The organism is Dermatobacter hominis (genome assembly GCF_020715685.1).
Lineage (GTDB): Bacteria > Actinomycetota > Acidimicrobiia > Acidimicrobiales > Microtrichaceae > Dermatobacter > Dermatobacter hominis.
The window spans coordinates 660496-673443 of sequence record NZ_CP085840.1 but is presented as its reverse complement, the minus strand read 5'-3'; the positions used below and the strand labels follow the sequence as shown (position 1 = coordinate 673443).

Annotated in this window: 11 protein-coding genes and 1 pseudogene; 7 read left to right on the top strand and 5 right to left on the bottom strand. The window is 75.0% G+C overall.

The features are described 5' to 3' along the window. Positions 1-115: 115 nt before the first annotated feature. Positions 116-475 carry a tRNA-binding protein gene (locus LH044_RS03175; protein WP_227758351.1) on the bottom strand — a complete coding sequence of 120 codons (360 nt, stop codon included), beginning with the start codon at positions 473-475 and terminating at the stop codon, positions 116-118. 220 nt (positions 476-695) lie between these two features. Between LH044_RS03175 and LH044_RS03170 the strand changes: the two genes are divergently transcribed. From LH044_RS03170 to LH044_RS03155, 4 genes are read left to right on the top strand one after another with little or no spacing between them, the layout of a single operon-like run. After that, complete coding sequence (locus LH044_RS03170; protein ID WP_227758350.1) at positions 696-2099, top strand: pyridoxal phosphate-dependent decarboxylase family protein; 1404 nt, start codon at positions 696-698, stop codon at positions 2097-2099. A 13-nt stretch (positions 2100-2112) separates the two neighbouring features. Further along, positions 2113-3021, top strand: coding sequence for a fructosamine kinase family protein (locus tag LH044_RS03165; protein WP_227758349.1), 909 nt, complete (start codon positions 2113-2115; stop codon positions 3019-3021). After that, positions 3018-4355, top strand: coding sequence for a class I SAM-dependent rRNA methyltransferase (locus LH044_RS03160; protein WP_227758348.1), 1338 nt, complete (start codon positions 3018-3020; stop codon positions 4353-4355). Before LH044_RS03165 ends, LH044_RS03160 begins: the two co-directional genes overlap by 4 nt. A 41-nt stretch (positions 4356-4396) precedes the next feature. Further along, on the top strand, positions 4397-5344 hold the full coding sequence (locus LH044_RS03155) for an LLM class flavin-dependent oxidoreductase (RefSeq protein ID WP_227758347.1): 948 nt from the start codon (positions 4397-4399) through the stop codon (positions 5342-5344). A gap of 42 nt (positions 5345-5386) precedes the next feature. On the opposite strand, the gene LH044_RS03150 is transcribed toward LH044_RS03155, so the two are convergent. Both LH044_RS03150 and LH044_RS03145 read right to left on the bottom strand, forming a co-directional pair. Then, positions 5387-6112 carry an ABC transporter ATP-binding protein gene (locus LH044_RS03150; protein ID WP_227758346.1) on the bottom strand — a complete coding sequence of 242 codons (726 nt, stop codon included), beginning with the start codon at positions 6110-6112 and terminating at the stop codon, positions 5387-5389. 40 nt (positions 6113-6152) lie between these two features. Beyond that, complete coding sequence (locus tag LH044_RS03145) at positions 6153-7865, bottom strand: hypothetical protein (protein ID WP_227758345.1); 1713 nt, start codon at positions 7863-7865, stop codon at positions 6153-6155. A gap of 179 nt (positions 7866-8044) precedes the next feature. Here LH044_RS03145 and LH044_RS03140 point away from each other — a divergent pair, with 179 nt between their 5' ends. Next, the gene (locus LH044_RS03140; protein ID WP_227758344.1) at positions 8045-8905 is read left to right on the top strand and encodes an oxygenase MpaB family protein; all 861 of its coding nucleotides are present in this window, start codon (positions 8045-8047) and stop codon (positions 8903-8905) included. A 3-nt stretch (positions 8906-8908) separates the two neighbouring features. On the opposite strand, the gene LH044_RS03135 is transcribed toward LH044_RS03140, so the two are convergent. Together LH044_RS03135 and LH044_RS21985 are read right to left on the bottom strand one after the other, a co-directional pair. Next, positions 8909-10012 carry an adenylate/guanylate cyclase domain-containing protein gene (locus tag LH044_RS03135; protein ID WP_227758343.1) on the bottom strand — a complete coding sequence of 368 codons (1104 nt, stop codon included), beginning with the start codon at positions 10010-10012 and terminating at the stop codon, positions 8909-8911. Positions 10013-10160: 148 nt separating this feature from the next. Continuing rightward, a pseudogene (locus LH044_RS21985) lies at positions 10161-11585 on the bottom strand (cellulase family glycosylhydrolase); the annotation flags it as partial. A 109-nt stretch (positions 11586-11694) separates the two neighbouring features. Between LH044_RS21985 and LH044_RS03125 the strand changes: the two are divergent. Further along, the gene (locus tag LH044_RS03125) at positions 11695-12429 is read left to right on the top strand and encodes an SCO family protein (protein ID WP_227758342.1); all 735 of its coding nucleotides are present in this window, start codon (positions 11695-11697) and stop codon (positions 12427-12429) included. Then, on the top strand, positions 12426-12926 hold the full coding sequence (locus LH044_RS03120) for a copper chaperone PCu(A)C (protein WP_227758341.1): 501 nt from the start codon (positions 12426-12428) through the stop codon (positions 12924-12926). Before LH044_RS03125 ends, LH044_RS03120 begins: the two co-directional genes overlap by 4 nt. Positions 12927-12948: the final 22 nt, after the last annotated feature.

Genomic DNA, 12948 nt, shown 5'->3' with positions numbered 1-12948 from the left:
CCCGCGAGCGTTCCCCCCGCTTCGGCACCGGTTTCGGTCGCCACACGACGGAAACCGCCGCCAAAGGGGGTGCGGACCGGCTCCGGGCGGCGGGCTCCGGGCGGGTCGGCAGGGGTCAGGCGACGCGCGTGCCCGGCGGCGGGTCGCCGTCGGGGCGCAGCAGCCGCACCGCACCGTCGGCCTCGACCGCACCGAGCACCAGGAAGCGGCTCCTGAACCCCGCGATGCGGCGCACGCCCAGGTTGACGGCGCCGACGACGAGGCGGCCGACGAGCTCGTCGGGCTCGTAGTTCGTCACCTGGGCCGAGGTCTCGAGCGTGCCGAGCGCGGGCCCGAAGTCGACGGCGAGCTGGTAGGCGGGAGCGCGGGCCTCGGGGAAGGGCCGGACCTCGAGCACCCGCCCGACGCGCAGGTCGACCTCGAAGAACTGCGCCGGGTCGATGTCGGGCAGGGGGGCTCCGGGCTCGTCGGTCACGGCGACAGTGTGGCCGAGCGTGCGACGATCGGGCGATGACCCCGGCGGACCGCATCGCCGCCGCGGGCCCGACCGTCCGCGACGACCTGCTCGACCGCCGGGAGTCGGTGCCCGGCCGAGGCGCCGGCGGCTGGACCGCTGCCGGGCCTGCTGATCGAATGGCACCCGAGCGGTGGCGGCCGAGGGTCGCCCCCGACGATCCGACACGCCGAGGAGCACGATGAGCAGCAGCGACTTCCCCTACGCCGAGCGGTTCCCGGTCAACCGCACGCTGCCGCAGACCGGCCGCAGCCGTGAGGACATCCTCGACGAGCTCGGCCAGATGGCGAAGGAGGAGGACGCGTTCTGGGAGACCGGCAAGGTCTCCGGGACGATGTACTGCGGCGACCACACGCACTACGACTTCCTCACGCAGGCCTTCGGCCTCTTCGCCCACGTGAACGTGCTCCAGCGCGACATGTGCCCGAGCGCCACGCGGTTCGAGGGCGAGATCATCGCCATGGCGCTCGACCTCTTCCACGCCGAGGCCGTGACCGACGGCCGGCCCGCCGGCATGGTGACGAGCGGCGGGACCGGTTCCATCGCCCACGCCGTGCTGTCGTACCGGGACCACGCCCGCCAGACCCGGGGCATCGTGCAGCCCAACTTCGTGAAGCCCGAGACGGGCCACCCGGCGTTCGACAAGGCCTGCCACCTCTTCGGGGTGGAGCTGCGGGTCGCGCCCGTCGACCCGGTGACCACCAAGGTCGACGTCGCAGCGGTGGCGGACCTGATCGACGACGACACGATCGCCATCCTGGGCTCAGCCGGCAACTACCCGTACGGCACGATCGACGACATCGCCGCGCTGTCGGACCTCGCGGTCGAGCGGGGCGTCGGCCTGCACGTCGACGGCTGCCTCGGCGGGTTCATCCTCCCGTTCGGCCAGGAGCTCGGCGTCGAGGGCATCCCGGTGTTCGACTTCCGCCTCCCCGGGGTGACCACGATCTCGGCCGACACCCACAAGTACGGCTACTCGGTGAAGGGCACGTCGGTGTGCCTGTTCCGCGACACGGCGCTGCGCAACAGCCAGTACTTCTTCCGCACCGACTGGAGCGGCGGCAAGTACTGCTCGCCGGGCATGGACGGCTCCCGCTCCGGGGGCCTGCTGGCCGCGACGTGGGCGTCGATGGTCCACCTCGGCCGCGAGGGCTACCGCCGCTACGCGCAGCAGATCTTCGACGCCGCGGCCGAGATGAAGGCCGCGATCCTGAGCCACCCGGAGCTGCGCCTGATGGGGGAGCCGACGTTCGTCCTGAGCTTCACGTCCGACGAGTTCGACATCTACCTCGTCAACGACTTCATGCGGCAGCGGGGCTGGCGGTTCAACGGCCAGCAGTACCCGAACGCGATCCACATCGCCGTGACCCGGCCCCAGACGCTGCCCGGCGTCACCGAGGCGTTCGCGACCGACCTCGCCGACGCCGTCGAGTGGGCGAAGGAGGCGACGGCCCGGGGCGAGGGTGCGGCCAGCGGTGCCATCTACGGCGGCGTCGCCGGCGGCATGACCGACGAGGCCGACGAGTTCATCCGCATGGTGATGACCGACATGATGGACACCCAGCAGTCGCTCCCGCCGGAGTGACCGGGCGCGCCCGGTGACGCTCGTCGGCGAGCTGGTCGACGCGGTCGGGCGGGACCTCGGGGCCGAGCCGACGTCGGTGGCGCGGCTCGGGGGCGGTGACGTCGCCGAGTCGGTGCGGATCGACCTGGTCGACGGTCGCACGGTGTTCGCCAAGACGCACGCCTCGCCGCCGCCGGGGTTCTTCACCACCGAGGCGCTCGGCCTGCGATGGCTGCGCAACGCAGCAGCGGTGGCGGTGCCCGAGGTCCTGGCCGTGTCCGACGGCGACGAGGGACACGGCGTCGATGGCGGTCCGGCCCGCCTCGTGCTCGAGTGGGTCCACGTGGGGCGCGGCGTCGTCGCCCGCGCCGGCGACGGCGACACGGAGGCCGAGCTCGGCCGGCAGCTCGCGGCCCTGCACCGGGCCGGCGCGTCGTCCTTCGGTCGCGAGGACCGGCGCACCACCGGCAGCCGGGGTCTGCCGAACGAGCCGTGCGCGACGTGGGCCGAGTTCTACGCCACCCAGCGGCTCCTGCCGTTGGCCCGGCTGGCCCGGGACGGGCGGGCGCTCGCCGACGACGTGGTCGCCGACCTGGAGCGGCTGGCCGGGCGGCTCGACGTCCTCGGCGTCCCGGTCGAGCCGCCGTCCCGGCTCCACGGAGACCTGTGGGCGGGGAACCGGCTGGTCGACGCCGACGGTCGGAGCTGGCTGATCGACCCGGCCGCCCACGGCGGGCACCGCGAGTTCGACCTGGCGATGATGGCGCTGTTCGGCGGGTTCGGCGAGGCCTGCGTCGCCGCCTACGACGAGGCCGAGCCCCTCGGGGCCGGCTGGCGGGACCGGGTGCCGCTCCACCAGGTCGCACCGCTGGTCGTCCACGCCATCAAGTTCGGCGGCGGCTACCGGTCCGCGTCCGCCGCGGCCATCCGGGCGTTCCTGTGACGGTCGATCCGGACGACGGTGACGACCGCACGCCTCCGGCGTCGGCGCCCGCGCTGGCCGTGCGGCTGCACCCCGACGCGCTCCGCCACGTCCGCCGCGGCCACCCGTGGGTGTTCGACGGGTCGCTCGAGTCCGTCCGCGGCGGTCGTCACGGCGACGGGACCGGCGACCCGGGGGACGTCGCGGTCGTGTTCGACGACCGCCGGCGCTTCGCCGCGGTCGGCCTGTGGGACCCGGCCTCACCGATCCGCATCAAGGTGCTGGCGGCGGGAGAGCGCGCCGAGGTCGGTCCGGCGCTCTGGCGCGACCGCCTGCGCGACGCCGCCACGCTCCGGCGGCCCCTGCTCGATCGCGCCGACACGACCGCGCTGCGCCTCGTCCACGGCGAGAACGATCGGCTCCCCGGCGTCGTCATCGACCTCTACGGCCCGGCGTCCGGCCCGCGCGCCGCGGTCCTGAAGCTGTACTCGTCGGCGTGGTTCCCGCACCTCGACGACCTCGTCGCCGCGCTGGACGCCGTCGCTGCGGAGGGCGTCGTCCCCGCCGTCGGGCCCGTCGTCCTCCGCCTCTCGCGCTCGGTCGCCCGCGGGCCGAGGCCCGAGGGCCTCGACGACGGCGTGGTGCTGCGGGCCGGGGCCGCCGGGGAGCCCGACCTCGAGCGCGCCGAGGTCCTCGAACGAGTCGAGTTCCTCGAGCGCGGCCTGCGCTTCACCGCCGACCTCCGCCACGGCCAGAAGACCGGGTGGTTCCTCGACCAGCGCGACAACCGGGTCCTCGTCGGGTCGATGGCCCGGGGCGCCCGGGTGCTCGACGTCTTCTGCTGCGGCGGCGGGTTCACCGTCCACGCCGCGGCGGGGGGCGCCGAGTCGGTCCACAGCGTCGACCTGAGCCCCCACGCGGTGGCCGACACCGAACGCCACCTCGCGCTGAACCGGGACCGTGCGACCGTGGCGCGGGCCCGCCACCGTGGCACGGTCGGCGACGCCTTCGAGGTCATGGACGCCCTCGGGCGGGCCGGCGAGACCTACGACCTGGTCGTGGTGGACCCGCCGTCGTTCGCGTCACGGCGTCGCGACGTCACCGGGGCGCTCCGGGCCTACGGGCGGCTCACGGAGCTCGCCGTGTGGCTGGTCCGCCCCGGCGGCACGCTCGTCCAGGCGTCGTGCTCCAGTCGCATCACCGCCGACGACCTGGTCTCGACCGCCATCCGGGCCGCACCCCGCGCCGGTGCCGACCTGGTCGTCGTGCGCCAGACCGGCCAGCCGGTCGACCACCCCGTCGGGTTCTCCGAGGGCGCCTACCTCAAGGCGCTCGTCGCCCGCGTCGAGCGCTGAGGCGCCGGGTTCCGCCGCCGATCGCTGGCAGGATCAGGGTTGTGCGCTTCTCCGTCTGGCCGAACCTCATGCAACCCGCCGTCGACGTGCTCGCCGTCGCCCGGCACGCGGACGACACGGGGTGGGACGGCGTGTGGGTCGCGGACCACTTCATGGGCGACGGCGGGGGTTTCGGTGCGCCCGAGGACCCGACGCTCGAGGCCACGGCAGTGGTCGCCGCCCTCGCAACCGCCACCCGTCGCGTCCGGATCGGCCCGCTCGTCCTCGGCGCCACCTACCGGCACCCGGCGGTGGTGGCGAAGTGGGCCGCGACCGTCGACCACCTCAGCGCGACCGCGAGCGCCGCTCCCGGGGGCGCGGGTCGGCTGGTCCTCGGCCTCGGTGCCGGGTGGCAGCGGAACGAGCACGAGCAGTACGGCATCGACCTGCCCCCGGTCCGGGCGCGCGTCGACCGGTTCCGCGAGTACTGCGCGGCGGTGACCTCGCTGCTGTCGCAGCCGACGTCGGATCTGGACGGTGAGTGGTTCCAGCTCACAGGGGCGTTGAGCGAGCCGAAGGCGGCTGCGGGGCCGGACCGCAGCGCCATCCCGGTCCTCATCGGCGGCAAGGGCGACCGCATGCTCCGCATCGCGGCGAGGTACGCGGACGAGTGGAACATGTGGGGGCTGCCCGAGCTGATCGCCGAGCGCTCCGCTGCGCTCGACCGGGCCTGCGAGGCCATCGACCGGGATCCTGCGGCGATCACCCGCAGCACCCAGGCGCTCCTGCTCCCGACCGACGACGAGGCCGCGGCGCGCCGCTTCCTCGAGGCCGTCGCGCCGAGGGCCGCGGTGGCGGGGCCGATCGGACGGATCGTCGACGTCGTCGCGGCCTGGCGCGACGTGGGCGTCACCGAGGTGATCGTCCCGGACTCGCCGCTCGGCCGGGGCGCCGAGCGGATCGACCGCCTGGACGCCCTCGCCGAGGCCTTCGCGCCGTTCCGGACCTGAGCACGCCGGCCGGGCGGCCGCGCGGACCGGGGCGGGCGCGCCTCAGCCGCTGTGGCGGTCGTCGGCGCCCAGCATCCCGTGCAGGTCGCTGGCCGGGCCGTCGTGGACGAGCTCGCCGTTCTCGAGCATGAGGCCGCGCTCGAAGCGGTCGATGACGTCGGGGTCGTGGGTCGCCACGAGCACCGTGGCGTCGTTGTCCCGCGCCTCGTCGATGAGCTCCAGCAGCGCCAGCCGCCCGGCGGCGTCGAGGCCGACGAACGGCTCGTCCACCAGGAGCACGGAGAACGGGCGGCACAGCGCGACGGCGATCGCCGACTTCTGGCGGAGGCCACGGCTGAACTGCGAGGGGAGGTGGTCCTTGCGGTCCTCGACGCCGAGCCGCTCGAGCAGCTCGTCGAGGAACGGGTCATCGCCCGATCCGCCGTGCATCCGGTTGATGTACTCGACGTGCTCCCAGAGGCTGAGGTCGTCGTAGAGGACGGGCGAGTCGGGGAGCCACGACAGCTCGGCCCGCGCGTGCAGCGTGCCGTTGGGCTGGCCGTGGACGAGCACGTCGCCCTCGGACGGCTCGAGCACGCCGGCGATCATGCTGAGCAGCGTCGACTTGCCGGACCCGTTGTGGCCGACGAGCACGACGGACTGGCCCGCCGGCACCTCGAGGTCCATCTCCTCGAGCGCCGCGACGTCGCCGTAGTACTTCGACAGTCCGTGCACCGCCAGGGCGGGCGGCTCGTGGCGCTCGGCGCGTCGGCTCTTCTTCTGGTTCATCGCTGCTCCCAGGTCGTCCGGGCGGCGGTGCCGGCGGCGTTCACCGGCCGCCTCCGGCCGCGGTGGCCATGGCGTCGTGGAGGTCGGCGCGGAAGCGGACCCACCCGACGACGATCATGCAGAGGAGGACGACCGGCACCGCGGTCGCGGTCACGGCCCGGGTCGGGTCGCCGCCCGACGACGTCGCCGCGGCGCGCGCCGCGAGCAGCGGCAGCATGCCGATGACGGCGACGGCCGGCGGCCACACCGTGCGGAAGAGGAGCCGGGGCCCGGCCACCTCGGGCGGCATGACCGCCTCCTGGCTGGTCTCGAGGGTCGCCTCCGACACGACCGTGATCGCGGCGCCGCAGACGCCGGCGAGCGCGGCGGGGATCAGCAGCGGCAGACCGACCCCGAGCACCTGCGGATCAGGGTCGACGCCGTACGCCGTGGCCAGCGCGACCACGCCCACGCCGATCATCACGATCACCGGTTCAGCGAGGTGCTTGACCATCACGACGCCCTCGACCTGCGGGACGGAGCCCAGCAGACCCGGGTGGTCGACGTCCTGGGCCAGGGGCTCGATCGCGTCGAGCGCGGCGACGTAGGAGAGCGCGCCCAGCACGAGCACGAGCGGCGTCGTGCCGGCCCACGTCGCCCGGGCGGTCAGCCCGATCGCGGCGCCCATGACGACCACGCGCGCCACCCGCACGATCGGCCACCGGGCCACGCTGCGCATGTCGCGGGCGAACACCGGGAACCGGCGGGCGACGAAGCGGGGCGTGGCCGGGAACCAGGGCCGGGTGCGGGGCCGCTCCGACGCCAGCTGCCGGCGGAGCAGCACGACGGTGCGCAGGTCCTGCTGCGTGACGGCGAAGCGCAACTGGCCGACGAGCGCGGTCCGCCGCGTCGCCGCCTCGATCGAGAGGCCGCCGATCGTCAGGAGGCCGACCACGGGCAGCAGGATCGACGCGACCACCGGCACCAGGCCGAGCGGGTCGAACTCGAGCGGCCAGACGACGACCGTGCCGAGCCAGGTCGTGGGCGCCGTCGGGGCGTACCCGGTGGCGTCGGCCAGCGCCCAGGCGACGAGCAGCCAACCGATGGCGAGCGGCACCCACTTGGACGTCAGCCGCGACGCGGTGAGGAACCCGGCGCCGACCGCGAGCCCGGCCAGCGCGACGCCGAAGAGGGCGCCGCAGGCGAACCAGGGGAGCGCGGAGCCGCCCAGCCGCTGGTCGAACAGGCCGGCGCCGAGCCCGGCGAGGACGGCGCCGCCGAGCAGCGCGTAGGAGAGGATGCCCACGGCCGGTCGCCGGAGCAGGAAGCCCCGGTCCACGGGCCCGAGCAGCAGGTGGTTGACGTCCTGTCGCTCGAGGGCGAGCGGTCCGCCCCGCGAACCGGAGCGGATCCCGATCAGGAGCACGACGGCGGCGCCGAGGCCGAACCACGCCGGGGCCCGGTCGAGGAACGTCCGCCGCGCGTCGGCGGTCAGCGGATCGTCGCCGATCAGCCCGGAGGCGAAGACCACGGCCACGATCGCGGCCAGCGACGTCGTGTAGACGCGGTAGGCGAGCTCGCCCCACTCGTGGCTGCCCAGGCGGCGGCGCTGTCGCCGCCGCCGCATGTCGACGACCGCCTGGCGCTGGTCGGGCCGGTCGACCGCCACGTCCGTGCCGACGCCGGAGAGGCCGTGGTCGTGGTCGACGTCGCCGGCGACGTTCCTGTCGTGGTCGTCCGGGGCGTCGTCCTCGGACACTGGGGCCTCTGACATCGTGCGAAGTCTGGACCCGCGCCGGGCCGTGCGTCGAGACGCGCCCGCCGCCGGTCGTGGCGCGGCGCCGGCTCGGCGGGAGGGTGCTTGACCCGCGCCGTGGGCACCGGCGACACTCCGGGCCTGATCCGGTCGGGGGGCCGGGTGGGGATGCGGAGGGACGAGCGTTGCCGGGTGACGTGCTGCCACCGTTCGACGAGCCGATGGACCTCGGTCCCGGGTCGCTGCTCTGGCGCTACGCCGGGGACCACCGGCTGGGGTTCACCGGCCTCGCCACGGGGATCCTGCAGCTGATGCACCCGGGGCTCGGGGCCGGGGTGGCCGAGCACTCGGCGTTCTTCACCGAGCCGTGGGACCGGATCCAGCGCTCGGTCCCCGAGATCATGGGGGTCATCTACGACGCCGACGGCGAGGCCACCGGGCGTCGGGTGCGGGACTTCCACCAGGGCATCAGCGGGACCGACGAGCACGGCCGCCGCTACAGCGCCCTGCGGCCGGAGACGTTCTGGTGGGCCCACGCCACGTTCCAGTTCGCCGTCGAGCGGCTGATCGACCGCTTCGACGGGCGGCGCACCACGTGGGAGGACCGTGACCGGCTCTACCGGGAGTGCGTCGAGTGGTACCGGCGCTACGACGTCCCGATGTCGGTCGTGCCGCGCAGCTACGCCGAGTACCGGGATCGGTGGGACCACTACTGCGACGACGTGCTGGAGATGACCCCGGCGGCGGCGCGTGCGGTCGAGATGGCCCTCCACGAGAAGGTGACCGACCTGCCGGGCCTGCCGTGGTGGAGCACGCCGATCCAGCGCGAGGTCGTCACGCCCGTGTTCCGGCTGACGGCGATCGGCGGGCTGCCGGCGCGGATCCGCCGGCGGTTCGACCTGCCCTGGGGCACGATCGACGCGGCGCAGCTGCGGACGTTCGAGATGTGGGTCCGGGAGTCCTGGCGGTTCGTGCCCCGCCCGCTGCGCTACGGGCCGAGGGCCGCGGAGGGGTGGCGGCGGGTGGTCGACGAGCGCCGGAGCGCCGTCGCCGCCTGAACGTCAGCCGGCGCGACGGTCCCGACGGTCGCGGCGCCGGGACGCCGGCGCGTCCCGCTCCTCGGGCCGGCGGGCCACCGTGGCGAGGCGGGTGCGACCGATGCCCTTGAGGTCGTAGGGCCGCCGGACGGGCTTCACGAGCAGGTCCGGGCGGTCGTCGAGCTCGTGGGCGCACTCGCGCGGGATGACGGCGGTCCCGCGTCGGGCCACGTCCGTGAGCCGGCTGGCGAGGTTGACCGTCGGACCGAAGACGTCGCCACCCATGGTGATGGTCGGCCCGTGGGCCACGCCGCAGTGGAGCTCCAGCGGGACGTCCGAGCCCTTGGCCCGCTCCTGCAGGTCGAGGCCGATCCGGACCCCGGCCTCCAGGTCGGGGGCGACGTACATCACCGCGTCGCCGATGAACTTGACCACGCGACCGTCGTGCTCCGCGACCACGTCGAGCGCGCCGGCCTCGAACCGGTCGACGATGTCGCCCAGCTCCTCGACGTCCAGGCGCTTGGAGAGCCGGGAGAACCCGGCGATGTCGACGAACCCGACCGTCGTCGCCGACGTCCCGTGGTCCTCGTGGCGCGCCTCGGTGGTCGTGTCGGGATCGGCGATGTCGGCCCGGAGGGCCTCGTCGGCCGCCTCGACCCGGAGCCGTCGTCCGAGCGCGGCGACGAGGTGCCGGCGCCACACGTACACGAGTGACGTCTCGAGGAGTTCGAGCAGCTCGGCGTCCTCGAGCGAACGGCCCGGATCCGTGCCCTCCGACCCGACGCCGTCGGCCCCTCCGCCCTCGTCGTCGACGTCCTCGAGCAGCGAGACCTGCGCCTCGGCGATCCGGGAGAACGACGACCCGAGCACCCTCGCCAGTCGCAGCACGTCGAGGTCGTCGACCCGGCCGGACGCCAGGAGCGACGCCAGGTCGGTCGCCATCCGGACGTCGTCGCGGCCGAAGGCGACCTCGTCCTCGGGCACCTCCGCGAACCCCATGGCCCGCCACCACCTGACCATGTCGGCGTGGGGGACGCCGACCTGTCGCTCGACGTCGGCCCGTCGGTACACCGGCGGGTCGAGGCCGACGGCGGCCGCCAGGGCTGCGACGTCGTCGGGACCGGACATGGCGCCGATCGTACGGGAGGGGCCGGGCGCGCCGGGGGCGGTCGCGGGGCGGCCGGAGCACGCCGCCGGCGATGGTCAGGCCCGGGCGACCGCCACCTCGACGACGTCGGCCCCGGTGTCGGCGACGACGGTCAGCCTGCCGGCGTCGGGCGCGGACGTTGATCGACCCGCCCGTGACCTCCACGACGTAGCCGTCCGGGTAGGCCCGCTGGGGCGCGACGATCGACGTCGGCGCCTCGACTGCGGGGTCGGGGGCGAAGCGGAAGCGGAAGTCGCCGGTGGCGGGGTCGAAACGCTGCGACAGGGGCCGGCCCGCCGTCGCCTGGGCGTACGTGCGGACGAGCTGGCTCTCGACCACGGCCGGGTAGCTCCCGTGGTGCCAGTGGAACCAGGAGAGCAGCTGGTCGTCGGCGAGCCGGGCCGGGACCGTGGCGTTGAGCGGGCTGCGGGAGGCGCCGAACTCGGTCAGGACCGCCGGCGCGCCCCAACGTCGACCGAGCCCGACGCCGCGGGCGACGGCCTGCGTGAACAGGCCCTCGCAGAACGCGCTGGCCACGCCGGACGGCGCCACGGGCTGCCCGCCGTCGGTGTCGAGGCAGTAGGTGTGGAACGACGCCACCACGCCCGGCCCGGACGACGTCGGCGTCACGTCGGGTGTCGGCGTGGCGGCGTCGGCGTAGGTGGGGAACATGCCCTCCTGCTCCCACCAGACCGGCAGCTCCGGTGCGACCGCTCGGATCGCCTCGGTGATCTGCTCGTTGCGGGTGGCGACGGTCGCGTCGAGGTCGGGGCACCCGGCGAGGACGCACCGGAGGACCGGGGACCCGGGGAACGGCTCGTTGACGAGCTCCACGCCGATCACCGAGTCGTGGCCGGCGACCCGCTGCGCGAGCTGCGCCGCGCCGATCGCGTACGCGTCGACGACGCCGAGACCGGGCGCGACCTCGGCGTCGGACCACCAGTCGTCCCACTGCTGCAGCGATCGGGGTGACACGTACGACGCGGCCCAGCCGATCGCCGCCGAGAGCCCCGGGTCGACCTCGTCGGACAGCGCTGCCGCCGTCGGGGTCGTCGCCCACGGCGGCATGCCCTCGAACACGTCCTGGTGCAGGTCGACCAGCACCCAGATCCCGTGCTCGGACAGGGCGTCGACGGTGTCCTCGACCCGGTCCAGGTAGGCCTCGTCGACGACGCCCGGCGCCGGCATCAGCGCCGCGGGCCACACGCCGAGGCGCACCCCGTTGAAGCCGTCGCGGTCGAGCGCCGCGAGGTCCTCGGGCAGCAGCGTGTCGTGCCCGAATCCATCGATCGGCGCCACCGGCGTGACCCACGGCGACCACTTGGCCACCGAGTTGACCCCGTGGACCTGCACGACCCGTCCGGTCGCGTCGACCAGGTCGGCGCCCCGGACGCGGAGCGGCCCGACGACGTCGGGCGCCGCGACCGACACCGGGCCACCGGGGCCTGCGAGCTCGACCAGCGGCGCGGGCGACGTGCAGGCCGCGGCCAGGGCGCACAGCGCCAGCAGCACCGCGCCGATCGCCGACCACCGCCTCGCCCCGTTCCCCCGCATGGGCGCGCAGCGTACCGGTCCCGCCGTCCCGGGACCGGGGGCGCCCGCCCTCCCGGCGCAGGGGGCGACTGCCGCCGGCCGGGGGGCCGCTGGTACCGTCGCCGTCGCCATGACGCTGCCGGTCGACGACGAACGCGCCTCCGAGGGCGCCGCCCCGCAGGGGACCGTCGACGGCCCCGCCGGCGGGGCGTCGGGCCGTCGCCCCCGCCTGCAGATCACGCTGATCGCGCTCGGCGCGCTCGCCGTCGTGGTCATCGGGCTCCTGGCGGCGACCCGGGGTCCGTCCGAGGAGCCCTGGGCCGGTCGGATCCTGCCGGAGCCGCAGGAGAAGCCCGACCTCGTCCTGACCGACACCTCGGGGAAGCCGTTCGACCTCCGGGACCGCACGGCGGGGCACTTCACCGTCCTCTTCTTCGGCTACACGAGCTGCCCCGACGTGTGCCCGATCAACCTCGGCACGCTCGACACCGCGATGGAGACGCTGGGTCCGCAGGTGCGCGACCAGGTCGACGTCGTGTTCGTGTCCGTCGACCCGGCGACCGACACGCCCGCGGTCATCCGCGAGTACCTCGACCGGTTCGACACCCGCTTCATCGGCCTGACCGGCACACCCGACCAGCTGCGCGCCGCCCAGGAGGCCGCCAAGGTGCCGCCGGCCGAGGAGGGCTCGGCGGAGTCGACCGGTTCGAGCGGCACGATCGGCCACGCCACGCAGATGATCGTGTACGCGCCCGACGACGAGGCCCGGATCGTCTACCCGTTCGGCACCCGCCAGAGCGACTGGACCCGCGACCTCCCGCGCCTGCTCGGCGGCGACGTCCCGGTCGAGACCCCCGAGGGGTGAGCCGGACGCGGCGCGCCGTCGTGCTGCTGGCCACCGGGGCGACGCTGCTCGTCGTGGGCGCCTGCGGCAACGAGGAGGCCGGTCCGACGGTGACCACCGGCGACCTCACGATCAGCCGGGTCTTCGCCGGCTCCTACGGCGCCCGCACCGCGGCGGCGTACCTCGAGATCGCCAACTCCGGCGCCGACGACGCCTTGGTGGCCGTCTCCAGCCCGGACGCCGGATCGGTGGAGCCGATGGGGGCGATGGCGCCGGGCACCACCGACGCAGCCGACGGCGGCGGCGGCGGGGCCGACGGCGGCACGGTCGTCCCGGGCGGTGGCTCGATCGCCTTCACGCCCGGCGGCGCCCACCTCATGGTCGAGGGCCTCCGATCCCCGCTCGAGGCCGGCGGTTCGCTGGCCCTCCGCCTCGAGTTCGAGCGGGCCCCGGCGGTCGAGGTGGTCGCCGAGGTCGTCGACGTGGCCGACATCCCCGACCTGATGGCAGGGGAGTGATCGTGCCGGCCGCGGTTGGTCC